A 24151-nucleotide genomic window follows, 5' to 3' on the forward strand; every position below is an offset into this window, starting at 1 on the left:
TAGCACCCGCCGCGACGGCCCCGCTCCCCGGCGTCAGCCGAGGAACAGGCGATAGGCCGGGTTGTCGCTTTCGTCCCAGTAGGGGTAACCGATTTCTTCCAGCGCCTCGGCCACCAGGTGCTTCTCCTCGTCCGGCACCTGCAGACCCGCCACCACGCGACCATCGGCGGCGCCGTGGTTGCGGTAGTGGAACAGGGTGATGTTCCAGCGCCCGCCCAGGCGGTTGAGGAAGTTGAACAGCGCGCCCGGCCGCTCGGGGAACTCGAAGCGGAACACCTGCTCGCCGGAGACGCGCGGCGAATGGCCGCCGACCATGTGGCGGATGTGCAGCTTGGCCAGCTCGTTGTCGGTCAGGTCCAGCACCGGGAAGCCCTGCTCCTGCAACTGCTGCACCAGCGCCGCGCGCGGGTCGTTCTCCGGGTGCGTCTGCACGCCGACGAAGATGTGCGCTTCGCTGTCGGTGTTGTAGCGGTAGTTGAACTCGGTGATCTGGCGCTTGCCGATGGCCTCGCAGAACGCCTTGAAGCTGCCCGGACGCTCGGGGATGGTCACCGCGATGATCGCTTCGCGCTTCTCGCCCAGCTCGGCGCGCTCGGCCACATGGCGCAGGCGGTCGAAGTTGATGTTGGCGCCCGAATCGATGGCCACCAGGGTCTGCCCACTGGCGCTCTCGCGCTCGACGTACTTCTTGATCCCCGCCACCGCCAGCGCCCCGGCCGGCTCGGTGATGGAGCGGGTATCGTCGTAGATGTCCTTGATCGCCGCGCAGATCTCGTCGGTACTGACGGTGATCACTTCATCGACATGCGTCTTGCACAGGTCGAAGGTGTGCTGGCCGATCTGTGCCACGGCCACGCCGTCGGCGAACAGCCCGACCTGCCCCAGCACCACGCGCTCGCCGGCGGCCATCGCGGCCTGCAGGCAATTGGAGTCATCCGGCTCGACGCCGATCACCTTGACGTCCGGGCGCAGGTATTTGACGTAGGCGGCGATACCGGCAATCAGGCCGCCGCCGCCGACCGGGACGAAGATCGCATCCAGGCGCCCCGGATGCTGGCGGAGGACTTCCATCGCCACGGTGCCCTGGCCGGCGATCACTTCCGGATCGTCGTAGGGGTGGATGTAGACGTAGCCCTTCTCTTCCACCAGCTTCAGCGAGTACGCCAGCGCCTCGGGGAAGGCGTCGCCGTGCAGCACGGCCTTGCCGCCACGGGCGCGCACGCCCTGCACTTTCAGCTCCGGCGTGGTGCGCGGCATCACGATGGTCGCCTTGATCCCCAGCTCGCGGGCCGCCAGCGCCACGCCCTGGGCATGGTTGCCCGCCGAGGCGGTGACCACGCCGCGCGCCAGTTCCTCCGGCGTCAGCTGTGCCAGCTTGTTGTAGGCGCCGCGAATCTTGAAGGAGAACACCGGCTGCAGGTCTTCGCGCTTGAGCAGAATCTGGTTGCCCAGGCGCTCGGAGAGCTGGCGGGCGGGCTGCAGGGGCGTTTCCACGGCAACGTCGTAGACACGCGAGGTGAGGATCTTCTTGACGTATTGTTCGAGCATCGGAAGGGCTATATCGGCGGCTTTTCGAGGAACCGCGAGTCTACTCCAGCCGGCGCGGCGCGGGCCACCGAACAATCCGCGCGCAGATGACCATAACAGTTGCCCGGCGGCGCAACACCGGCGCGTCGTCGACCGCTATAATCCGCCCTTTCGACCATTCTCCGGCGCCGTTGCGCCCATCCAGGTAAGAAGACCCTCGCCATGAACCAGGATCAGCTCAAGCAGGCTGTGGCCCAGGCCGCCGTCGACCACATCCTTCCGCACCTCGACAGCAAGAGCATCGTCGGCGTGGGCACCGGCTCCACCGCCAACTTCTTCATCGACCTGCTGGCCAGGCACAAGGCCGAGTTCGACGGCGCCGTGGCCAGCTCCGAAGCCACCGCCGCCCGTCTGAAGGGCCACGGCATCCCGGTCTATGACCTGAACACCGTCAGCGAACTGGAGTTCTACGTCGACGGCGCCGACGAGACCAACGAGCGCCTGGAACTGATCAAGGGCGGCGGCGCCGCGTTGACCCGCGAAAAGATCGTCGCCGCGGTGGCCAAGGAATTCATCTGCATCGCCGACGCCAGCAAGCGGGTGCCGATGCTCGGCGGCTTCCCGCTGCCGGTGGAAGTCATCCCCATGGCCCGCAGCCACGTAGCGCGCCAGCTGGTGAAGCTGGGTGGCGACCCGGTGTACCGCGAGGGCGTGCTGACCGACAACGGCAACATCATCCTCGACGTGCACAACCTGCGCATCGACAGCCCGGTACAGCTGGAAGAGGCGATCAACAACATCGTCGGCGTGGTCACCAACGGCCTGTTCGCCGCGCGCCCGGCCGACCTGCTGCTGCTGGGCACCGCCGAAGGCGTGAAGACCCTCAAGGCCTGACCGCCAGGGCGCCATCTGCCCGATGGCGCCTTTCTTCCCGCTCGCGACCGTCTACGCTGGGGATACCAATCACCCAACGGAGAAACGGCATGGCCGGCAAGTTCCATCTCAAGAAGGCCAGTGATGGCCAGTTCCACTTCAACCTGCACGCCAGCAACGGCGAGATCGTGCTGACCAGCGAGCTGTACAAGGCCAAGACCTCGGCGCAGGACGGCATCGAGTCGGTACGCAAGAACGCCCAGCGCGAAGGCGCCTTCGAGGTGAAGAGCGCCTCCAACGGCAAGCATTACTTCGTGCTCAAGGCCACCAACGGCCAGGTCGTCGGCCAGAGCCAGATGTACGCGAGCCTTGCCAATGCCGAGGGCGGCGTGGCCGCGGTGAAGCGCTACGCGCCAGAGGCCACGATCAGCGACGAAACCTGAAGCGCATCCTTTCGGAGTGCCTCGGACAACACGGCCGGCCCAACGGCCGGCCGTGTATCATCATTGTTACAGCGAGGCGACACGTCCAGTCGCCCATGCGTCAAATTCCGGCCATCTTCGGCGAAACGGTCCACATCCTGCTTTGCTCGGCGCACGCATCAAACGATGCGCGACTCAACCGACACAGAGGAAAGTGCCGTGTTCAAACCCTTAGCCGTTGCCGTCAGCCTTGGATGCGCCGCGCTGTCGGCCAATATCGACGCCTATGAATACGGGGACTACGCCGGGGACACCCTGGATAGCCTGATCAACGACTATCCCGGGCGTTATCGCGGCACCACCAGTTTCGCCGGGGCCACCGCACTGATGCAGTCGCGCCTGAGCTTCGGCTACCAGACGCAGGTCCAGGACTTCACCTGGGCCGGCAACCGCAGCTCGCAGAACGTCATCGCCAGCGCGCCAGGCAGCAGCGGCCAGTTCGTGGTGCTGGGCGCCCACTACGACACCTACTACGGCCGCCCGACCCTGCAGGGCCTGGACGATAATGGCTCCGGGGCCGCCGTGCTGACCGAGATCGCCCGCAACCTGGGCGGCATTGCCCTGGAAAACGGCCTGGAAGTGGTCGGCTTCGGCGCCGAAGAGGAAGGCCTGCGCGGCTCCCGCGCCTACGTCGCCTCGCTCGGCGACGAGCAGCGCGCCAACCTGCTGGGGATGATCAACCTCGACAGCCTGGTCACCGGCGACAAGATGTACGCCCACGCCGGCTTCAACAGCGTCGACAACCCGGCGCTGGCCGCCTACCGCGAGCAGGTCCTGCGCATCGCCCAGGAGCTGAACATTCCGCTGTTCACCAATCCCGGGCTTGACCCGGCATACCCCGCCGGCACCGGCTGCTGCAGCGATGGCGAGAGCTTCGAAGGCCTGAACGTGCCGGTACTGTTCGTCGAGGCGACCAACTGGGAACTCGGCGACCTGGACGGCTACATCCAGACCGACAACCCGGCCATCCCCGGCGGCGCCACCTGGCACAATCCGGCCCTGGACAACGAGCAGGTGCTCACCGGCGCCTTCGGCCAGGAACGCATCGACCAGCGCCTGCGCGACTTCTCGCGCCTGCTCACGCGCCTGGTGCTGGAGCTGACCAACGCCGACCTGCTGGCCTCCACCGCCTCCGGCGGCGCGATGGCGCGGCAGATGGAAGACCAGTTGCAGCGCCAGCACCTGGCCCTTACCCGGCTGCATGACCGCCGCTGGCTAAGCCTGCTGGGCAGCACCCGCGCGGTGGGCAGCTTCGACGGCGAAGTCGGCGTGGAAGGCGAAACCACCCCGGAAAGCGGCTTCGACATGCCCGGCGACCCGCGCTCGCACCGCGCCGGCGTGCACCTGCTGGGCGACTACCGCGCCAGCGAGGCACTGACCCTCGGCGGCAGCCTGAGCTTCCAGCGCAGCCGCGACAACCTGGACCACAGCGCCCGCCTGGAAGCGGAAACCTGGCAGCTGGGGCTCTACGGTCTGTTCAACGACGGCGGCCCGGCCTGGCTGGGCGGCGAACTGAGCGCCGGCTACAGCGACCTCGACAGCAAGCGCGCGGTCTACCTGCAGGCGAAGAACGGCCCCGTCCTGCTCGACCAGCGCCTCGACGGCGACACCAATGCCTGGTTCTGGGGCGCCCGCGTCGACGGCGGCTACGACTTCGATGTGGCCGGCATCAGGACCGGTCCGCAGGGCGGACTGGACTACGTGCACTACCGCATCGACGACTTCGACGAAGACGACGACCTGCGCACTGCGCTGGGCTTCGAGGAACAGGACTACGACTCGCTGGAGGCCAGCCTCGGCTGGGGCCTGCGCGGCGAACTGGCGCTGGGCAAGCGGATGGCTGTGAAACCCTACGCCAGCGTGCGCTGGGTGAAGGAACTGGAGGACGGCCGGCTGGATGACATCGCGCTGGCCGCCCTGGGCGATGGCCGCACCCGCGAGGCCGACCTGGGCGATGTGGACAAGGATTTCGGCCGCGCCCAGGCCGGCGCGTTGCTGGCCGTCTCCGAGCAACTGGGCGTGTTCGCCGAGGCCAATACGCGCTTCGCCCACAGCGAAGGCAGCCAGGCGTCCTATTCGCTCGGGGTGCAGTGGCAGTTCTGAGGAAGGAGTCGGGGACGCTCAGGGCGTGCCCGTCTCACGCTTCTTGAACACGTAGAACAGGTTGGGTTCGCTGACCAGGTACAGCGTGCCGTTGTCGTCCAGGGTGATGCCCTCGGCCTGCGGCACGCTGCGGCGCAGTCCGTGCATGCCGCGCCGCAGCGACAGCGAGCTGATCGGCTCGCCATCCGCGCTCAGTTCCAGCACCAGCCGCGACTCGTCGGACAGCGCCAGCAGGTGCCCGCTGCGCTCGTCGTACTGCAGGCTGGACAGGTCGCGGACGAACAGGTTGCGGTTGTGCCGCAGGTCGTCCACCACGTGCACGGCAAAGGGTTCGCCGGCCTGCGCCAGGGGGAAGCCGCGCACCTCGTAGATGCGCACCGGATCGCGCTCCTTGGCGACGAACAGGCGCTTGCCGACCGAGTCGTAGGCCAGCCCCTCGAAGCCCTTGTTGCCACCACGCCCGAGGGCCAGCGACAGTTGCTGGGCCTCGCTGGCATCGACGTGCGTGGTGTCGTCGCGCAGGGTCACCTGGAACAGGCGCTGGCGGCGCTCGTCGCTCAGCACGTAGACATCCTTGCTGATGTACTCGATGGCCTCGGTGTCGCCGAAGTCCTCCAGGCTGATCTTGCGCAGAACCCGCCCCTCCAGCGACAGCTCGATGATCTGCGCCGGCTGGTTGGTCACGCTGAAGAGGGTCTGGCGGTCGGGGTCGTAGGTCAGCGCCGAGACATCGTCGTCCAGCCCCTCGATCGGCTGCGCCTCCAGCACCACCCGGTAGTCCGGCAGCCACAGCGACTGCTCGCGCCAGACCTCGGCGTGACGCCACTCCTCGACGGCGAACCAGGCCCGCTCATAGACGCGCAGGACCTGCCCCAGCCAGAGCAACAGCGCCAGTGCGAGCAGCAGCAGTGCGGCGATCAGGCGACGAGGGGTGAGCAGGCGGCGCATGGAGGACTCGATGATCTCGGAAGGGCCGCGCAGCTTCGCAGCCACGGCTGAAGCCAAACTTAAAGGCGGCGATGGAAATGCCCGCAGGCTAGAGTCAGGTTAGCGCAAGACCGATCGATCATCCGCAAAGGTGTACCGATGCCCGCGTCCCTGCTTCCCGAACAACGCCAGCAAGCCACCCTGCATACCGTGGTGCTGGCCACCGAGGTGCTGCATCACGCGGGCGTGCCGCGCCAGCGGCTATTGGAAGGCAGCGGCATCGACGAAACGGACCTGCTGACCCCGCACAAGCTCATCACCCATGCCCAGGAACTGCGGGTCTTCGCCAACGCCCTGGGCTGCCACCGCGATCCGGCGCTGGGCCTCTACCTCGGCCTGCGCATGCATGTCTCGGCGTACGGCATCCTCGGCTACAGCATGCTCGCCAGCCGCACCCTGCGCGATGCACTGCAACTGGCGCTGTCCTTTCCCGACCTGCTCGGCACCTATTTCCGGCTGGCGCTGCAACCGCAGGGCGACGAGGTCCGATTTACCGCCGACGGCTACCGCTACGCACCGGAGCTGACGGTGTTCAACACCGAACTGTGCCTGACCTCGCTGCTCACGGTGATCCGCGACCTGCTCGGCGAGTCGGTGCGTCCACGTCGCCTGTTGCTGGCTTATCGACCGCCGCTGCACGCCGCCACCTATACCGAGCGCCTGGGCTGCCCGGTGGAGTTTGGCGCGCCGACCAGCGCCCTGTGCTTCAGCCCGGCGCTGCTCGACCGCCCGTTGCCGCTGGCCGACCCGGTGAGCTGCCACAACGGCGTGCAGCAGTGCCTGCGCATGAGCGCGACGCTCAGCAGTCGCGGCGATGTGATCGAACAGTTGCGCCAGCACCTGGCCAGCCATCTGCAGGACACTGCCAGCCTGGACGCCGTGGCCCGGCACCTGCACCGCTCCACCCGCACCCTGCGCCGCCACCTGCAGCAGCAGAACACCAGTTATCAACAGGTGCTCGACGAGGTGCGCTTCGACCGTGCCCGGCAGTTGCTCAAGGACACCGACCTGCCGATCTACCTGATCGCCGAGCAGCTCGGCTACAGCGAGACGGCCAGCTTCCGCCATGCCTTCCAGCGCTGGAGCGGGGCGAGCCCGAGCCTGTATCGCGGCTGAGGCGCTGACGTCCCCTCCCTGTAGGAGCGAGCTTGCTCGCGAATCGCATGCACACCGAGCTCCCGGGAAATTCGTTCGCGAGCAAGCTCGCTCCTACAAAGAGCCGGAACTCCGCACGACATCTCCTGACGCCCGGAATCCCGTGCCCCAAAAGCGATTTTCAACTTGGCCTGATTTATCCCTTATTGGCCTGATCTATCGTTCTGCGCGTCCCAGCCCTTGGTCATTATCAATCCGCAGCTAGGTGAAACGGTCCTAGAAACCGTAAAACCTCAACAATAACAACTGCTTAACTGCACGGTACGAGCATGACCAGCGCGATCACCATCGAGCGGATATGCATGGAGTTCGGTACACCCGGACAAGGCCTCAAGGCCCTGGACGACGTGTCACTGGAAATCCGCGCCAATGAGTTCTTCACCCTCCTCGGGCCTTCGGGCTGCGGCAAGACCACCTTGCTGCGACTGATCGCCGGCTTCGAACAACCTTCCTCCGGCAGCATCCGCCTCTACGGCGACGCGATGGAAGGCCTTCCGCCCTTCCGCCGCCCGGTCAACACCGTCTTCCAGAGCTACGCCCTGTTCCCGCACATGACGGTGGCCCAGAACATCGCCTTCGGCCTGGAAATGCAGGGCAAGCAGCGTGGCGACATCGACGCCACCGTGCAGAAGATGCTCGACCTGGTGCGCCTGCCGGACGTGGGCAACCGCCGCGCCGACCAGCTCTCCGGCGGCCAGCAGCAGCGCATCGCCCTGGCCCGTGCCCTGGCCAGCCGGCCCAAGGTGCTACTGCTCGACGAATCGCTGTCCGCGCTGGACCTCAAGCTGCGCAAGGAAATGCAGATCGAGCTCAAGCGCCTGCAGCACGAGACCGGCATCACCTTCATCTTCGTCACCCACGACCAGGAAGAAGCCCTGACCATGTCCGACCGCATCGCGGTGATGAGTCGCGGCAAGGTCATGCAGATCGGTACGCCCACGGAAATCTACGAAGCGCCGGTCAACCGCCTGGTGGCCGACTTCATCGGCGAGACCAACTTCCTCGAAGGGGAATCCAGCGGCGACAGCGTGCGCCTGCCCGACGGCCAACTGCTGCCGGCGGCCACCACCCTGCCGGGCAAGGTGACCCTGGCGATCCGCCCGGAACGCACCGAGCTTGCGCTGGATGGCCAGCTCGAGGGCGTGGTGGAGAACATCGTCTACGTCGGCACCGACACCGTGTACCACCTCAACGTCGCCGGTCAGGGCGGCTTCCGCGTCCGTCAGCAGAACCGCGACGGCGCCCATTCCACCCACGCCCCGGGCGCACGGGTACGGGTCCGCGTGCCCGCCACCGCCATCCGGGTGCTGGCCGAATGAGTACGCTGCGCGCACAAGCCGAACGCAAATCGCTGCTCAATCGCCTGGCCCTGACCAGCCCGGCGATGATCATGCTGGTGGTGTTCCTCGTCGTGCCGCTGGGCATCATGTTCGCCGTGTCGATCCAGGCACCGGGGGACTACGGCGGCGTGAAATGGGGCCAGCACAGCGTCGAGGCCTACATCAACTTCCTCTGGGAACGCGACCTGGACGACAGCCTGGCGTTCAACGCCGACTACCTGGGCATCTTCCAGCGCTCGTTCTGGCTGTCGGTCCTGACCACCCTGGGCTGCCTGCTGATCGGCTTCCCCACCGCGCTGTACCTGGCGCTGCAGGACGAGCGTCGGCGCAACCTGCTGCTGTTCCTGGTCACGGTGCCGTTCTGGACCAACCTGCTGGTGCGGGTCTACGCCTGGATCCTGCTGCTGCGCAACGGCGGGCTGATCGACGAGGGGCTGCACGGGCTGGGCTTTGCCAATGCATCGCTGGGCCTGCTCTATACCGACAACGCGGTGATCATCGGGCTGCTCTACACCTACCTGCCGTTCATGGTGCTGCCGGTCTATACGAGCCTGGAGAAGATGGACTGGCGCCTGGTGGAAGCGGCCTTCGACCTGGGCGCCAACCGCTGGAAGGCACTCAGGCGGATCATCATCCCGCTGGCCATGCCGGGCATCGTCGCCGGCTGCATCCTGGTGTTCATCCCCTCGCTGGGCAGCTACATCATTCCCGAACTGCTGGGGGGCGGTAAGTCGCTGATGATCGGCAACCTGATCCAGCTGCAGTTCGGCACGGCACACAACTGGCCGTTCGGCGCGGCGCTGTCCTTCGCCCTGCTGGCCTTCGTGCTGCTGGCGATGCTGATCTACAGCATGCGCTTCAAGCAGGGCGGCGCGGGAGGTCATCCATGAAGTCGGCCAATCCGCTCTGGCGCTTCACTGGGGTCAGGCCCGCCGCCTGGCTGTTCTTCGCCTTCCTCTACGTCCCGATCATCGTGCTGGTGGTATTGAGCTTCAACAGCGGGCAGTCGGCGACGCTGTGGGAGAGCTTCAGCTTCAAGTGGTACGCCGTGGTGGCCGATGACCCGGAAATCCTCCGCGCGGCGAAGAACTCGCTGATCGTCGCCAGCCTCGCCACCCTCATCGCCACCTCGCTGGCCACCCTCGCCGCCCTCGGCATGCGCGGTCGTACCTTCCGGGGCCAGGGCCTGATGAGCGGCGTGCTGGGCCTGCCGCTGCTGGTGCCGGAGATCGTCACCGCCGTCGCGACCCTGATGTTCTTCGCCTTCATCGGTCTGAAGCTGTCGCTGTTCACCATCCTGCTGGCGCACATCGTGTTCTGCATTCCCTTCGCCTACCTGCCGATCCGCGCCCGGCTCGAAGGCATGGACCCCAGACTGGCGGAAGCGGCGGCGGACCTCTATGCCTCGCCGTGGAAGACCTTCTGGAAGGTGACCTTCCCCCTGCTGACGCCGGGGATAGTGTCCGGGGCGATGCTGGCGTTCATCATCTCGATGGACGATTTCGTCATCACCTACTTCGTCGCCGGCGCCGGGGCCACCACCCTGCCGGTGTACATCTTCAGCTCCATCCGCATGGGGATTTCCCCGAAGATCAACGCCATATCTTCAATAATACTGTTGATTTCCATCGCGTTCGTTGCGTTGTCGTACTACGTCGGCCAGCGTCGCCGCTGACCTCCTGCCGCCAAGCAAAACAACATTGCAAGGAGCTTCACCGATGAAATTCCGCCGTACTCCCATCGCCCGCGCGCTCGTCGCCGCCAGCCTGTTGCTGGCCGGCAGCGCGCACGCCGAAGGCACCCTGCACTTCGCCAACTGGTCGGACTACTTCCCGCCGGAGCTGCTGAAGAAGTTCGAGAAGGACACCGGCATCCACGCCACCCTGGACTCCTACGACAGCAACGAAACCCTGCTGGCCAAGCTCAAGGCCGGCGGCGGCGCCTACGACGTGGTGGTGCCGTCGGACAGCTTCATCGAGATCTTCGTCAAGGAAAGCCTGCTGCAGAAGCTCGACAAGGCGCAGTTGCCGAACCTGGCCAACCTCAAGGACAAGTTCAAGACCCTGACCTACGACCCGGGCCACGACTACACCGTGCCCTACCTGTGGGGCACCACCGGCTACAGCTACGACAGCGCCAAGGTCCCCGGCGGTAAGCTGGAGGAAAGCTGGAAGCCGTTCTTCGAGCCGCCGGCCGAGCTGAAGGGCAAGGTGGTGGCGCTCAACTCCATCGAGGAGCTGTATGCCCCGGCGTCCTATTACCTGGGCATCGACGAGTGCACCGAGGACCCGAAGGAAGCGACGAAGATCCAGGACCTGCTGCTCAAGCAGAAGCCGATGCTGGCGATGTACAACAGCGACGGCACCATCGAGCGCATGGCCGCCGGTGAAGTCTCCATGCACCAGCAGTGGAACGGCGCCTTCCACCGCGCCCACGCCCAGCGCGCCAGCCTGGTCTACGTCTATCCGAAGGAAGGCATCCGCCTGTTCATCGACAACCTGGCCATTCCCAAGGACGCCACCAACATCAAGGAAGCCCACGTCTTCCTGAACTGGATGATGCAGCCGGAAAACATTGCCGCCGCCTCCAACTTCGCCAAGTACAACAACGCCATCGAAGGCTCGGACAAGTACATGGAGAAGGAGCTGTTCGACGACCCGGCGATCAACACCCCGGCCGACAAGCTGGACCGCCTCAAACCCTTCCAGCTGTGCTCGCCCAAGGCGCTGCAACTGCGCTCCAAGGTGTGGACCAAGCTGAAGAAATGACCCGCAGGTCACCCGGCGCGGCGGTGCGCGCCGGGTGGCTCTGACAGCCAATTTGGCCATCTCGATCCCTTTTTGACCCTTTGCAAGGTTCTGCCCGGCCCCCTCGGTTGCTAGAGTCGGGCGGCTCGCGCAGGGAGCGGCTGGAAAGGCGGCCAGCTCCGGCGCCACCTGACTGGCGCAGGAAAATCCCAAGGGAACGCGAGCGCGTTATCCACAAGAACAAAGTCCCCGAGAACGCCCATGACCAGCTTTTGCGTCACCCTGCTGCACAGCCCTTCATTCCTCGCCCGTCGTCGCTGCTGCGGCTGATCCGCAGCCCGACGACAACCGGGCGGCCGCCGATCGCCGTCCCATCGCGCTCCATACAAAAGCCAGAACAATCGCGAGGAATCCCCAATGGCCAGCCAACACAGCGCCAGCACTGCACACACCATCAAGGGTGACGCGGCCTCCGCCGACGCCCGCCTGAAACGCGTCCTGGGCCTGCCCGCCCTGGTCTTCTTCGGCCTGGTCTACATGGTCCCGCTGACCATGTTCACCACCTATGGCGTGGTCACCGAGATGACCGGCGGGCGTACCGCCAGCGCCTACCTGATCACCCTGCTGGCGATGCTGTTCACCGCCGCCTCCTACAGCTTCATGGTGCGCAAGTACCCCATTGCCGGCTCGGCGTACTCCTACACCAGCCTGAGCTTCGGCCCGGCGGTCGGCTTCCTGTCCGGCTGGTCGCTGCTGCTCGACTACCTGTTCCTGCCGATGATCAACTACCTGCTCATCGGCCTGTTCATGAACATCGCCTTCCCGGAAGTCCCGGCCTGGGTGTTCGTGGTCGCCTCCATCACCCTGGTCACCGTGCTCAACGTGGTCGGCATCAGCCAGGTGGCGGGCATGAGCAACGTCATCGTCGGCGCTCAGCTGGTGTTCATCGTGGTGTTCGTGGTGATGTCGATCAAGAGCCTGGCCGGTGGCGCCGCGATCGACTTCAGCCTGCCCTTCGTCGGCGACGGCAGCCAGCCCGGCTTCGCCCCGCTGATGGCTGGCGCCGCAGTGCTCTGCCTGTCGTTCCTGGGCTTCGACGCCGTCTCGACGATGGCCGAGGAAACCCGTGACGCCCGCCGCGACATCCCGCGCGCGATCATCATCACCACTGTCATCGCCGGCCTGATGTTCACCCTGCTGGCTGTGATCAGCCAGTTGGTGTTCCCCGGCAGCGTGTTCCAGAACGCCGACTCGGCGGCCAATGAGGTGATGCTCAAGGCCGGCGGGCAGTTCCTGACCAACTTCTTCACCGCCGCCTACATCGCCGGCTGCATCGGCTCGGCGCTGGCCTCACAGGCCTCGGTGTCGCGCATCCTGTTCACGATGGGCCGCGATGGCATCCTGCCGCGCAGCCTGTTCGGCGTCCTCCACGCGCGCTTCCAGACCCCGGTGGTGGCGATCCTGGTGGTCTCGGCGGTTTCCCTGCTGGCCATCGTGCTGGACCTGACCACCCTCGCCTCGATGATCAGCTTCGGCGCCCTGGTGGCCTTCTCCGTGGTCAACCTGGCGGTGATCCGCACCTACCTGGGCGTCGAACGCCGCCGCGGCGCCGGCAACCTGCTGAAGTACGGGCTGATTCCCTTCATCGGCCTGTGCCTGACCCTGTGGCTGTGGACCAGCCTGTCGCAGCTGACCCTGATCGTGGGCCTGAGCTGGTTCGCCATCGGCTTCACCTACCTGGCGCTGCACACCGGCGGCTTCCGCCGCAAGGCGCCGAGCGTGAACTTCGAGGAAAACGCCTGACCCTGTGTTCGACGCGGCGCCGGGCCATGCCCATTGCTGCGTTGAACGCGACCCGACAACCGGAACCAGCGGGCGCCACCCGGCGCCATGAGGAGCGCGTGATGTTGACGATCTACACCGACGACCATCGCTTGCACCACGGTCAGCACGAGCTGATCGGCGGCCAGTTCACTCCCTGCTTCGAAAAGCCCAGCCGCGCCGACATGGTGCTGGACCGGGTCAAGGCGGTGAAACTGGGCGACATCCAGCCGCCGCGCGACTTCGGGCTGGAGCCGATCCTGCGGGTGCACGACGAAGGCTTCGTGCGCTTCCTGCAACACGCCTGGCGCGACTGGCTGGCCACCGGCCGCACCCACGACATGCTGCCCATCGCCTGGCCCACCCGGCGCCTGCGGCAGAAGGAGCCCGACAGCATCGACGGCCGCCTGGGCTACTACTCCTTCGACGCCGGCGCACCGATCACCGCCGGCACCTGGCAGGCGATCACCAGCTCGGTGAACGTCGCCATGACCGGCCAGGCCGAACTGGCCAAGGGCGCGCGCTCGGTGTTCTCCCTCTGCCGTCCGCCGGGCCACCACGCCTCGGCGGACTTCATGGGCGGCTACTGTTTCCTCAACAACGCCGCCATCGCCGCCCAGTCGATCCTCGACCAGGGCGCCAGCCGGGTGGCCATCCTCGACGTGGACTACCACCACGGCAACGGCACCCAGGATATCTTCTACGACCGCGCCGACGTGCTGTTCACCTCGATCCACGGCGACCCGCGTTTCGAGTACCCGTACTTCCTCGGCTACGCCGACGAGAAGGGCGAGGGTGTGGGCGAAGGTTTCAACTTCAATTACCCGCTGGCCTCGGGCAGCGACTGGTCGGTGTGGAGCCTGGCGCTGCAGGCGGCGATCCGGCAGATCTCGGCGTACCGTCCTGACGTGCTGATCGTCTCGCTGGGCGTGGACACCTTCAAGGAGGACCCGATCTCCCAGTTCAAGCTGGACAGCCCGGACTACCTGCGCATGGGCGAAGCCATCGGCAAGCTGGGCCTGCCGACCCTGTTCGTCATGGAGGGGGGGTACGCGGTGGAAGAGATCGGCATCAACGCGATCAACGTGCTGCAGGGTTTCGAAAGCTTCGGTTGAGGGCTGTTCTGCAGGAGCGAGCTTGCTCGCGAACCCTGGCAATCCGACAGATAGCCCGGCATGCGCTGGGAGATGTTCGCGAGCAAGCTCGCTCCTACAAAGATCAAATGCCAAAAGCAAAAAAGCCGCGCCGGGGATGGGGTTCCCGGCGCGGCTTTTTTATCGAGAGCGGATTACTGGAGGACTTCGACGCGGTCCACGTCGATATCGGTGGCCTTCTGCCGGTGGTGGTCAACCTCACCGGTCAGACGCACCTTGGTGTTCTCGGAGACCGAGGCGCCGGCCGGCCAGTCGTCGTGGTCGATCTCGACCTGGATGCTGCCGGTGGCATCCTTGAACTCGTAGTGCTCACCGCCGATGCGCTTGGTGATGACGCCTTCGAGCACCACCGGGGTATCGTCGGCGGCGGACTGCGCCTGCTTGACCGTGGTGATCTGCGCGGCGGCGGCAACGGGCTTGGCATCGCTGCCCGGTCCGGTGTAGCCGGCGGCCAGGGTGAGGGTGGAGAACAGACCAGCGGCAGCGATCAGGGGGAGATGACGAAGTTTCATGGAAGTGCCTCCTGCGGCGTTTTCGATGGAGTCAGCTTAGTGCCAGTGGCTGAAATCAGCCTGAATCCGGACTTAACCCAACCTTAAAGCCATCCGACCTGCACTCCCCCGCTCTGGATCAATCTGTTTTGGCGGTCGGCTCGCGCTTGAACACGTAGAACAGGTCCGGCTCGCTGACCATGTAGATGGTGCCCTGCTCGTCGATGGCTACGCCCTCGGCGCGCGGGATGCGGTCGTCCAGGCCGTTGAGCCCGCCGAGCAGGCTGATGAAGCTGATTGGCTCGCCTTTCTCGTCCAACTCCAGCAGCAGATGCGATTCCGCCGACAGCACCAGGGTGTGCCCGGTACGCGGGTCGATGCTCAGAGCCGAGACATTAGTCATCAACAGATCGCTGGGCAGCGGCTGCAGCGCACCGCTCAGGTGGGGGCCGCCGTCACTGGCGAGGGTGAACAGCGCCAGCGGGTCACGCTCCTGCCCCAGCACCAGTCGATGCTGCCGTGGGTCCCAGGCGATGCCCTCGATACCCTTGTTCTTCTTCCCGCGCTCGCCCAGGTCGAAGCTGGAGAGCTTGGCGGTGCTCAGCTCACGGGTCTGCGGGTCGATATGGAAGATGGTCAGGGAGTTCTGGCGTTCGTCGGTCACGGCGACATTGCCGCTCTCCAGTACCGCAACGCCCTCGGGGTTCGACATGCCCAGCAGCGGGATCACCCGCAGCACATCACCGGTGAGCGACAGCTCGGCCAGCAGCGGCTTCTTGCCGGTGACGGTGAACAGGGTGCGGGTCACCGGGTTGTAGGCCAGGTCGGAGGTCTCCTGTCCTTCGAGGCCACCCTTGAGCGGCTTGGCCTGTATCACCGCGCGGTAACCGGGCAGCCAGACGCTTTCCGAGCGCGCCTGGGCGCTGGTGTCCTGCTCGCGCAACCAGAGGCGAGCGCGGTCATCCCAATGGAAGCGGGAAGTCAGGTAGCCGAGGATCACCAGGACGAACAGCAGAGCCAGCAGCAGCCAGCGTGGACGAAGGATGGACATGGTCATGACGACTCTTGTTGGTCAGCACGGCAAGGTACCCCGCAACAAGCGAAGGCCGCACAAACGGCGGCCTTCGGCGGGACAACGGTTAAAGCACGCGGCTTTCGAAACGGCTGGCGCCGGGAAGTTCCAGCACCACGGCGCTGCCGCTCTTGAGCGGGCCGACGCCCACCGGCGTGCCGGTGGACACCACATCCCCCGGCTGCAGCGAGAAGTGCCCGCAGATGTGCTGGATCAGCGGCACGATGGGGTTGAGCATATCGCGGCTGTTGCCGTCCTGGCGGACTTCACCGTCGATCTCCAGGCGGATGCCGATGTCGGTCGGGTCCGGGAAGTGGTCGGCGCTGACGAAGGGCGCCAGCACGAAGGCGCCGTCGAAGGACTTGGCCAGCTCCCAGGGCAGGCCCTTTTCCTTCAGCTTGGCCTGCACGTCGCGCAGGGTCAGGTCCAGCGCCGGGGCGTAGCCGGAGATGGCATCCAGCACTTCCTCGGTGCTCGGCTTGCGCGACAGCGGCTTGCCGATCAACACGGCGATCTCGGCCTCGTAGTGGACCGAGCCGCGGTCTTCCGGGATGGCGAAGCCGCCCGCGTGGGAGACGGTGCAGGAACCGGGCTTGATGAACAGCAGCGGCTCGGTCGGCACCGGGTTGTTCAGCTCCTTGGCGTGTTCCGCGTAGTTGCGGCCGACGCAGACCACCTTGCCCAGGGTGAAATGGATCGGGGTGCCATCGACATACTGATGCTGGTAACTCATGACCGACTCCTGAACGCATGGAAGAGTGAGCCGCGCGGGGCTCGTGGTTCCGCGCGGTTGCCCGCATCCTGCCGGCGCACGCGCCACTTCCTGTGGCGCTGACGTGCGAAGGGCCGGCCCCTCTATCCAAAGAACCGGCCCTCCTGTGTATGCGTCGGCTTACTCGGCGAAGATCTTGCCGGGGTTCATGATCCCGTTCGGATCGAACACCGCCTTGACCGCCTTCATGTAGCCGATTTCAGCCTCTGAGCGAGAGTACCCCAGGTAATCGCGCTTGGTCATGCCCACGCCGTGCTCGGCGGAAATCGAGCCGTTGTACTTCTGCACGGTCTCGAACACCCACTTGTTGACGGTGGCGCACTTGCCGAAGAACTCGTCCTTGGACAGGTTCTCGGGCTTGAGGATATTCAGGTGCAGGTTGCCGTCGCCGATATGGCCGAACCACACCACTTCGAAGTCGGGGTAATTGGCTTCGACGATGGCATCGATGTCCTTGAGGAAGGCCGGGACCTTGCCGACGGTCACCGAGATGTCGTTCTTGTATGGCGTCCAGTGGGAGATGGTCTCGGAGATGTACTCGCGCAGCTTCCACAGGTTCTGCAGCTGCTGCTCGCTCTGGCTCATCACGCCATCCAGCACCCAGCCCTGCTCTACACAATGTTCGAACGTGGCCAGTGCCTCGTTGGCCACTTCCTCGGTGCTCGCCTCGAACTCCAGCAGGGCATAGAACGGGCAGTCGGTCTCGAAGGCCGGCGGTACATCGCCACGGGCCATGACCTTGGCCAGCGCCTTGTCGGAGAAGAACTCGAAGGCAGTCAGGTCCAGCTTGCTCTGGAAGGCGTGCAGCACCGGCATGATCGAGTCGAAGTCCGGGGTGCCGAGGACCATCGCGGTGAGGTTCTTGGGCGTACGCTCCAGGCGCATGGTGGCCTCGACCACGAAGCCAAGGGTGCCTTCGGCGCCGATGAACAGCTGGCGCAGGTCGTAGCCGGTGGCGTTCTTGATCAGGTCCTTGTTCAGTTCGAGCAGGTCGCCCTTGCCGGTGACGACCTTCATGCCGGCCACCCAGTTGCGGGTCATACCGTAGCGAATGACCTTGATACCGCCGGCATTGGTGCCGATGTTGCCGCCAATCTGGCTGGAACCCGACGACGCGAAGTCCACCGGGTAGTACAGGCCGTGCTCTTCGGCGAAGGTCTGCAGCTGCTTGGTGATCACGCCCGGCTGGCAGACCACGGTGCGGTCGAATTCGTTGAATTCCAGCACCTTGTTCATGTAGTCGAAGGCCACGACCACTTCGCCGTTGGCGGCGACGGCGGCGGCGGAGAGACCGGTACGGCCACCCGAGGGAACCAGCGCGACCTTGTGCTCATTGGCCCAGCGGACGATGGCCTGGACCTGCTCGGTACTCTTGGGGAATGCGATCGCCAGGGGCGCCGGGGCGAAATGCTTGGTCCAGTCCTTGCCGTAGGTATCGAGGGAATCGGCGTCTGTCAGCAGCTTCCCGGCGTCCAGCAGGGGCTTGAGCGATTCGATCAGGGCGTCGCGGGTCATTGGAGGAACTCTCAAATGGTTCATGGTCGTCCTGAGAACAGCTCAGGTCGCAACCGGGCAAGGAAAAGGGAGAACATGCTAGCATACGCACCCCAGACAGATCGCCACTTGGCGCCGAGCTGCCTGGCACCGGCCGGTCCGGCCTGAGCTGTTCAATTTCTCGCCACATCCCGGGACTACAGGTTCAAAGCAGATGAGCAAGACTTCTCTCGACAAGAGCAAGATCAAATTCCTTCTCCTTGAAGGCGTGCACCAGAACGCCCTCGACACCCTCAAGGCGGCCGGCTACTCCAACATCGAGTACCTCAAGACTGCCCTGTCCGGTGACGAGCTGAAGGCAAAGATCGCCGATGCACACTTCATCGGCATCCGCTCCCGCACCCAGCTCACCGAAGAAGTCTTCGATGCTGCCAAGAAGCTGATCGCCGTCGGCTGTTTCTGCATCGGCACCAACCAGGTCAACCTGAACGCAGCCCGCGAGCGCGGTATCGCCGTGTTCAACGCGCCCTACTCCAACACCCGTTCGGTCGCCGAGCTGGTGCTGGCCGAGGCCATCCTGCTGCTGCGCGGCATCCCGGAGAAGAACGCCTCCTGCCACCGTGGTGGCTGGATCAAGTCCGCGGCCAACTCCTTCGAGATCCGCGGCAAGAAGCTGGGCATCGTCGGCTACGGCTCGATCGGCACCCAGCTCTCGGTGCTGGCCGAGGCCCTGGGCATGCAGGTGTTCTTCTATGACACCGTGACCAAGCTGCCGCTGGGTAACGCCCAGCAGGTCGGCAACCTGCACGATCTGCTCGGCATGTCCGACATCGTTTCGCTGCACGTGCCGGAACTGCCGTCCACCCAGTGGATGATCGGCGAGAAGGAAATCCGTGCCATCAAGAAAGGCGGCATCCTGATCAACGCCGCCCGCGGCACCGTGGTCGAGCTGGACCACCTGGCCGCCGCGATCAAGGACGAGCACCTGATCGGCGCCGCCATCGACGTGTTCCCGGTGGAGCCCCGTTCCAACGACGAAGAATTCGAAAGCCCGCTGCGTGGCCTGGACCGTGTGATCCTGACCCCGCACATCGGCGGCTCCACCGCCGAAGCCCAGGCCAACATCGGCCTGGAAGTGGCCGAGAAGCTGGTCAAGTACAGCGACAACGGCACCTCGGTGTCCTCCGTCAACTTCCCGGAAGTGGCCCTGCCGTCGCACCCGGGCAAGCACCGCCTGCTGCACATCCACGCCAACATCCCGGGCGTGATGAGCGAAATCAACAAGGTGTTCGCCGACAACGGCATCAACATCTCCGGCCAGTACCTGCAGACCAACGACAAGGTCGGCTACGTGGTGATCGACGTCGACGCCGAGTACTCGGACCTGGCGCTGGAGAAGCTGCAGCACGTGAACGGCACCATCCGCAGCCGCGTGCTGTTCTAAGCGCGGTACGGTGGCAAGAAAAAGGAGGCCTCGGCCTCCTTTTTTCGTTTTTGCACCGGGCGTTTCCCTTGTAGGAGCGAGCTTGCTCGCGAACCGCGTCATGGCGGATTGTTCGCGAGCAAGCTCGCTCCTACGAAAAGCAGCGGCCTTTCGGGCTCACTTCACGTTGACGGTAATCTGCTGCGACTCCACCGGCGGGTCGAATGGCACGTGGTTCTTGTCGCCCACCAGCAACTGCAGGGTGTGCTTGCCTGGCGGCAGGGTCACCTGGGTCTCGGTCTGGCCCTTGCCGAAGTGCTTGATGGTGTCGGTCATCGGCAGCGGCAGGTTCATCGCCGGCTGCTCCTTCAGGTCGATCAGCAGGTGATGGTGGCCGGTGGCCGGCGAATCGACGCCGGCGGGCGCGACGCCCATGCCCTTGAGGCCGAACTTGACGGTGAAGGTCTTGCCGACGGTGGCGCCGTCGGCCGGCTCGATGAAGTACACCTTGGCGCCTTCCGGGGCGGGGGTGCGCGGCAGATCGGCGGCGACCGCGGAAGTCGCGGCGAGCAGCGCAGCGAGGCCGAGGCAAGGCAGCATGGTTCTCATGGGATTCTCCTTCTTCACGGGATTCGGGAAGCGGCGAAAAGGGGGCCGCTCACCCACATGGAACCCACAAGCATAGGCGGCGCCACCGCAGGCTCAAGAAAAAGAATGCGTCTTCAAATGTCTTCGACCGCTCTAGCCCCCGGCTTCCAGCCCGGCCAGGCAGACCGCGGCGGCATCCAGCTCTTCCTCGCTGAACACCAGGACCCCCATGCGCTTGAGCGCGGCGGCGGTGACGCCCTCGCCGGCAACCTTCTGCCCGCTGAAGCTGCCATCGTAGTTCTCGCGGTGGCCGCAGGAGGGGCTGCGCGCCTTCAGCACGGCGAGACGGATATCGTGATGCTGCACCAGCTTCACCGCCGCCTCGGCACCCGCCAGGAACGCCTGGCTGACGTCCTCGCCATCGACGGTGACGACCGGCCTGACCCGCGTCAGCACCGCCATGCCCTGGCCGCCGGGAATCTCCGCCGGCGCGCGAGGCGTCGGCAGGCCGCCGGCCACTTCCGGGCACAGCGCCACCACCCGCCCCTGCGCCAGCCAGCGCGCCAGCAGGTCGAACGGGCCGTGCGCGCCACCGTCGTAGCGAACGCGGTGTCCGAGCAGGCAACGGCTGACGAGAACCTTCTGCATGGGCCAATCACTCCATTTCGAATCGTCACAGACTAGCCGCTCGACTCCACCGGGTCACGCGGGGTAACACGACGTTCATCGGCGATCCGCCTCCGGATATTTCGAGCCCGCCGAAAGTCTGGGCGCGCGCTCCGCTACCGGTCGTCGCCTGCCATCCGGGCACAACCTTTGTCGGGAACAGCTGCCCGGCACTGGCCGTCCGACCAGCGCCTGACCAGACTGGCGCACCGGCCAATCGCCACGGAGCCCCACCATGTCCCGCCTGTTCGCCCTGTCCGCAGCCACTGCGGCGCTATTCCACCTGCCACTCAGCCAGGCGGCCCTCGAGCCCCTCGACAACGAGCGCCTCGGCGCGGTCAGCGGACAGGACGGCATCAGCATTCGTGCCGACGTGCTGGCCCGCATCGGCAGCGCGGCCTGGAACGATGACGGCGGCAGCGTCTCGCTGCGCAACGTCTACATCGACAACGGCTGCGTGAACGCCGGCGACTGCCCGAATGGCCGCGGCGGCAGCCTGCCCTACGGCGCCGCGCAACTGGGGTTGAGCCTGCCGATCTTCGGCATCGAGCTGCCCACCCTGAAGATCGACGTGGTGCAAGGCGCCAACGGCACACAACAGTTGGCCCTCACGCTGCCGGACCTCACCGCCATCAACCAGCAGCTCAACAACAGCGGCCTGCCGGCGCAGACCATCCGTGTACGGGTGATGGGCGATCTCTATGTCGGCAACGGGCGCCTGGGAAGGCTGGAAGTCCGCGACATCCAAGACATCAGCGGGACCATCAAGGTCTGGGGGCACTGAGCCCAAGGCTCAGAAGGACGAATCCCCGCGCCGGCGGAACCAGCCGGTCAGCGACAACCGATCATGGCTGGCGGGCAGTACTTCATGGGGAAAATCGCCGGAAAGGAACACCGCCAGCCGTCCGCCGAACGGCGCCAGGTCCAGCGTTTGCTCGCCGGGCAGGTACATCCGCAGGGCGCCGCCCTGCTCTTCCTGCCAGCCGGGGTTGAGATAAAGCACCACCGATACGGTACGGCGGTCATCATCGCGGAAGCGGTCCAGGTGTTTCTGGTAGAAGGCGCCAGGCGGATAGAGGGCGAAATGTCCCTCGAAGTCCTCCAGCCCCAGGAACAGCGAACGGTTGATCTGCCGGCGCAAGGCATCGAGCACCGCCAGGTAACGGTCGCAGGCCTCGGACTGGCCGGGCTCGATCCATTGGGTACGGTCGCCGCGAACCCCTTCGCGCACGGCCAGCCCGTCTCCGTGCCCGATGGCAGCGGCGGCCAGCATCCCGGCGACGTCACAGGCACGGCACTCCGCCGCCAGCGCGGCGGTCAGAGAAACAGGAAGAAAGGCATCCTGCACCGACCAGCCCCTTTCTGCGAGGTCGTCGGCAATGCGTTGCAACGGGAGAGAATTGGCGTCGAAGTTCATTGCGCATTGTAACGTCCGACGCCAGTGGCTCGACAAGCAGGGCAAGCCTTGCCGACAATAGCCCCGGCGAGCGAACCCTGCCGCCCAAAAGGAGTTGCAATGCGCGTACTGCTGGCCCTCACCCTTCTTGTACTGGGCATGCCTGCCCTGGCCGACAACTACCAGCGGCTGTACCAGGCCGCCGGCTGGCCGGAGCAGCGAGCGCACTTCAATGACGCCCTGCACGCGGCGCAGAAGCGCTACCAGGGCAATCTCCCGCCGGCGCTCTACCAGGCCCTGGTGGACAACAGCAACCGCCGCTTCGCCGCCGCCGACATCGACCAGCGCGCCCTGAACGGCTTGCGCCAGAACCTGCCGGACAGCACGGCGGCGGTGAATTTCTTCGAATCCCCGCTGGGCCGCAAGGTCGCCGGCGCAGAGTCCCTGGCCACCCGCAGCGACCAGTTGCAGAAGTACGCCAACGGCCTGCCGCGCCAGCAGGCCAGCGAGGCCCGCAAGCAGATCGTCCATCGCCTGAGCCAGGTTCTGCCGGCCCGCGAAGCCGGCGCCGAGGTCAGCCTGGCGCTGGCCAGCGTGGCCGCCGACAGCCTGAGCCAGATGCTCCCCGGCCTGCTCGGTGGCGGACAGGCCCAGGGCATGCTCGACGGCCAACGGCAGAAGCTGATGGGGCAGATCGGCGCCGATCTGGATAACACCCTGCTCTACGTCTATCGCGGGCTGAGCGATGCCGAACTGAGCCAGTTCGCCGCCTTCAGCGAGTCCCAGGCCGGACGCGACTACTACCGCGCCGCGCTGGCCGCCCTGCGCGCCGGGCTGTCCGTTTCGTCTGGCGCTCAGTAATCGGACTTTTCCTGCCGAGCTTGAAGACCATTCCGAGGAACCGAGCCCGTAGAATCCTCCCCGTTGTACTGGGGGTGGCGCCTGAGGAGGATGGCGCAAGGAGTGAAGGACACACCCCCTCCCGCCTTCGTTCCGCCTCTATCCCAAGCGCTCGCTGAGAAACTCGAAATAGCGCCGGCGCAGGGTCTCGCTCTCGTTCGCCAGATGGTGCCGCGCCCCCGTCAGCAGCAGGCACTCGATCCTCTCGAACTTGTCCTCCAGCACCCTCAGGTTGTATTGCCAGTCCACGGTTTCGTCGGCGTCGCCCTGTATCACCAGCAGACTCTGCTGGCCCGGCGAGGCCGCCTCGATATGCGGAATCCAGCGAGCCAGCGCCCCCACCCAGGCAGTTGGCAGCGTGCGCGGCTGCAACGGATCGCGATCCCGCAGGAAAGCCAGGAACTCCGCATCGGAAGAGTTATCGGTAAAGCGTCGCGGAATCGAATCCACGAAAGGCCGCAGCACCTGGTAGCTCAACTTCGACCAGCCCCAGGCCCGTGGACGAACCAGCGGCGCCAGCAGGATGGTACGTCCCAATTCCGGCCGCGCATCGCCGGTCAGCAGGTAATCCAGCAGGATCGCCCCACCGGTACTCTGTCCGCACAGGTGCCACGGCTGCGGCAGGTCCAGCGCCTGGGCCTGGGCGAGCAGACCGGCCAGCACGCTCTGGTACTCGGAGAAGTCGCCGATGCTGGCCGCCTTGCCTTCCGACAGGCCGTGCCCCGGCAGGTCGCAGGCCAGCACCGCGAAGCCCAGGCCGACGGCCCAGTCAATCACGTGGCGGTACAGCCCCATGTGGTCGTAGTAGCCGTGCAAGAGCAGCAGGGTGCCGCGCGCCAGCGCCGGCCGCCAGAATTGCGCGGCGATGCGATAGCCGCCCGCCTCGAAGGTGCCCAGGCGGCTCTGCAGGCCGGGATGACGCCCGGACAGGTCGAGCCCGTAGAAACGCTGGTACAAGGCGATCCCGCCCTCCGTCGTCGCTGCGGTCAGTGGTCGCAGGAGCGGACGCAGCAGATCGGGCTGGAAGGCTTCGGACATGGGGCGATTCGCTTATCGACGGGAGGGAAAGGAAGAGCACTGCGCGTTGCGGGATATTCAGCCGCGGCCGTCCTCATGGCAAGCTTGGCAGCTATCTTACCGGCTTTGTCACTGGCCGTTTT

General features: G+C 65.7%; 23 protein-coding genes. 13 read left to right on the forward strand and 10 right to left on the reverse strand.

Annotation, left to right across the window (positions count from 1 at the left end; genetic code table 11):
- Positions 1–33 precede the first annotated feature (33 nt).
- Entirely contained in the window at positions 34–1548 is a 1515-nt protein-coding gene (gene ilvA, locus H681_RS23660) for a threonine ammonia-lyase, biosynthetic (protein WP_015479429.1), read from the reverse strand.
- 201 nt (positions 1549–1749) lie between these two features.
- Here ilvA and rpiA point away from each other — a divergent pair, with 201 nt between their 5' ends.
- The 3 genes from rpiA (at position 1750) to H681_RS23675 (ending at position 4985) form a co-directional block, all read left to right on the forward strand.
- Positions 1750–2421 carry a ribose-5-phosphate isomerase RpiA gene (gene rpiA / locus H681_RS23665; protein WP_015479430.1) on the forward strand — a complete coding sequence of 224 codons (672 nt, stop codon included), beginning with the start codon at positions 1750–1752 and terminating at the stop codon, positions 2419–2421.
- A gap of 89 nt (positions 2422–2510) precedes the next feature.
- A complete protein-coding gene (locus H681_RS23670) occupies positions 2511–2843 on the forward strand; it encodes a YegP family protein (RefSeq protein ID WP_015479431.1) in 333 nt (110 codons plus the stop codon).
- Between the two features lie 198 nt (positions 2844–3041).
- Positions 3042–4985 carry an autotransporter outer membrane beta-barrel domain-containing protein gene (locus tag H681_RS23675; RefSeq protein ID WP_015479432.1) on the forward strand — a complete coding sequence of 648 codons (1944 nt, stop codon included), beginning with the start codon at positions 3042–3044 and terminating at the stop codon, positions 4983–4985.
- 18 nt (positions 4986–5003) lie between these two features.
- Here the strand turns inward: H681_RS23675 and H681_RS23680 are convergent, their stop codons facing one another.
- Positions 5004–5933 (reverse strand): SdiA-regulated domain-containing protein, encoded by a 930-nt coding sequence (locus tag H681_RS23680; protein ID WP_041712249.1) that lies wholly within the window; start codon positions 5931–5933, stop codon positions 5004–5006.
- A 138-nt stretch (positions 5934–6071) separates the two neighbouring features.
- Between H681_RS23680 and H681_RS23685 the strand changes: the two genes are divergently transcribed.
- The 7 genes from H681_RS23685 to H681_RS23715 all read left to right on the forward strand — a co-directional run bounded on the left by H681_RS23685 (position 6072) and on the right by H681_RS23715 (position 14150).
- A complete protein-coding gene (locus tag H681_RS23685) occupies positions 6072–7088 on the forward strand; it encodes an AraC family transcriptional regulator (protein WP_015479434.1) in 1017 nt (338 codons plus the stop codon).
- 308 nt (positions 7089–7396) lie between these two features.
- Positions 7397–8446, forward strand: a complete 1050-nt coding sequence (locus H681_RS23690; protein ID WP_041712251.1) for an ABC transporter ATP-binding protein — start codon at positions 7397–7399, stop codon at positions 8444–8446.
- Positions 8443–9357, forward strand: coding sequence for an ABC transporter permease (locus tag H681_RS23695; protein ID WP_015479436.1), 915 nt, complete (start codon positions 8443–8445; stop codon positions 9355–9357). Before H681_RS23690 ends, H681_RS23695 begins: the two co-directional genes overlap by 4 nt.
- A complete protein-coding gene (locus H681_RS23700) occupies positions 9354–10142 on the forward strand; it encodes an ABC transporter permease (protein WP_015479437.1) in 789 nt (262 codons plus the stop codon). Before H681_RS23695 ends, H681_RS23700 begins: the two co-directional genes overlap by 4 nt.
- A 43-nt stretch (positions 10143–10185) precedes the next feature.
- Positions 10186–11235, forward strand: a complete 1050-nt coding sequence (locus H681_RS23705; RefSeq protein WP_015479438.1) for an ABC transporter substrate-binding protein — start codon at positions 10186–10188, stop codon at positions 11233–11235.
- A gap of 396 nt (positions 11236–11631) precedes the next feature.
- On the forward strand, positions 11632–13017 hold the full coding sequence (locus tag H681_RS23710) for an APC family permease (RefSeq protein ID WP_015479439.1): 1386 nt from the start codon (positions 11632–11634) through the stop codon (positions 13015–13017).
- Positions 13018–13118: 101 nt separating this feature from the next.
- A complete protein-coding gene (locus tag H681_RS23715) occupies positions 13119–14150 on the forward strand; it encodes a histone deacetylase family protein (RefSeq protein WP_015479440.1) in 1032 nt (343 codons plus the stop codon).
- A gap of 173 nt (positions 14151–14323) precedes the next feature.
- Here H681_RS23715 and H681_RS23720 read toward each other — a convergent pair whose 3' ends face one another.
- From H681_RS23720 to H681_RS23735, 4 genes are all read right to left on the reverse strand, one after another.
- Entirely contained in the window at positions 14324–14701 is a 378-nt protein-coding gene (locus H681_RS23720) for a NirD/YgiW/YdeI family stress tolerance protein (RefSeq protein ID WP_015479441.1), read from the reverse strand.
- 118 nt (positions 14702–14819) lie between these two features.
- The gene (locus H681_RS23725) at positions 14820–15737 is read right to left on the reverse strand and encodes an SdiA-regulated domain-containing protein (RefSeq protein WP_015479442.1); all 918 of its coding nucleotides are present in this window, start codon (positions 15735–15737) and stop codon (positions 14820–14822) included.
- A gap of 82 nt (positions 15738–15819) precedes the next feature.
- On the reverse strand, positions 15820–16485 hold the full coding sequence (locus H681_RS23730) for a fumarylacetoacetate hydrolase family protein (protein ID WP_015479443.1): 666 nt from the start codon (positions 16483–16485) through the stop codon (positions 15820–15822).
- A 159-nt stretch (positions 16486–16644) separates the two neighbouring features.
- A complete protein-coding gene (locus H681_RS23735) occupies positions 16645–18039 on the reverse strand; it encodes an FAD-binding oxidoreductase (RefSeq protein ID WP_015479444.1) in 1395 nt (464 codons plus the stop codon).
- A gap of 193 nt (positions 18040–18232) precedes the next feature.
- Here H681_RS23735 and serA point away from each other — a divergent pair, with 193 nt between their 5' ends.
- Positions 18233–19462, forward strand: a complete 1230-nt coding sequence (gene serA, locus H681_RS23740; RefSeq protein WP_015479445.1) for a phosphoglycerate dehydrogenase — start codon at positions 18233–18235, stop codon at positions 19460–19462.
- 156 nt (positions 19463–19618) lie between these two features.
- Here the strand turns inward: serA and H681_RS23745 are convergent, their stop codons facing one another.
- Together H681_RS23745 and H681_RS23750 are read right to left on the reverse strand one after the other, a co-directional pair.
- On the reverse strand, positions 19619–20050 hold the full coding sequence (locus H681_RS23745; protein WP_041712253.1) for a DUF4399 domain-containing protein: 432 nt from the start codon (positions 20048–20050) through the stop codon (positions 19619–19621).
- Positions 20051–20182: 132 nt separating this feature from the next.
- Positions 20183–20677 (reverse strand): DUF523 domain-containing protein, encoded by a 495-nt coding sequence (locus H681_RS23750; protein ID WP_015479447.1) that lies wholly within the window; start codon positions 20675–20677, stop codon positions 20183–20185.
- A 253-nt stretch (positions 20678–20930) separates the two neighbouring features.
- Here H681_RS23750 and H681_RS23755 point away from each other — a divergent pair, with 253 nt between their 5' ends.
- Entirely contained in the window at positions 20931–21479 is a 549-nt protein-coding gene (locus tag H681_RS23755) for a DUF6160 family protein (RefSeq protein WP_015479448.1), read from the forward strand.
- A 9-nt stretch (positions 21480–21488) separates the two neighbouring features.
- On the opposite strand, the gene H681_RS23760 is transcribed toward H681_RS23755, so the two are convergent.
- The gene (locus tag H681_RS23760) at positions 21489–22112 is read right to left on the reverse strand and encodes a 2OG-Fe(II) oxygenase (protein ID WP_041712254.1); all 624 of its coding nucleotides are present in this window, start codon (positions 22110–22112) and stop codon (positions 21489–21491) included.
- 99 nt (positions 22113–22211) lie between these two features.
- Between H681_RS23760 and H681_RS23765 the strand changes: the two genes are divergently transcribed.
- On the forward strand, positions 22212–22952 hold the full coding sequence (locus H681_RS23765; protein WP_015479450.1) for a hypothetical protein: 741 nt from the start codon (positions 22212–22214) through the stop codon (positions 22950–22952).
- Positions 22953–23090: 138 nt separating this feature from the next.
- Here H681_RS23765 and H681_RS23770 read toward each other — a convergent pair whose 3' ends face one another.
- A complete protein-coding gene (locus H681_RS23770; protein ID WP_015479451.1) occupies positions 23091–24029 on the reverse strand; it encodes an alpha/beta hydrolase in 939 nt (312 codons plus the stop codon).
- Positions 24030–24151: the final 122 nt, after the last annotated feature.

Origin of the sequence: Pseudomonas sp. ATCC 13867 (assembly GCF_000349845.1) — a bacterium.
In the GTDB taxonomy this organism is placed as follows: domain Bacteria; phylum Pseudomonadota; class Gammaproteobacteria; order Pseudomonadales; family Pseudomonadaceae; genus Pseudomonas.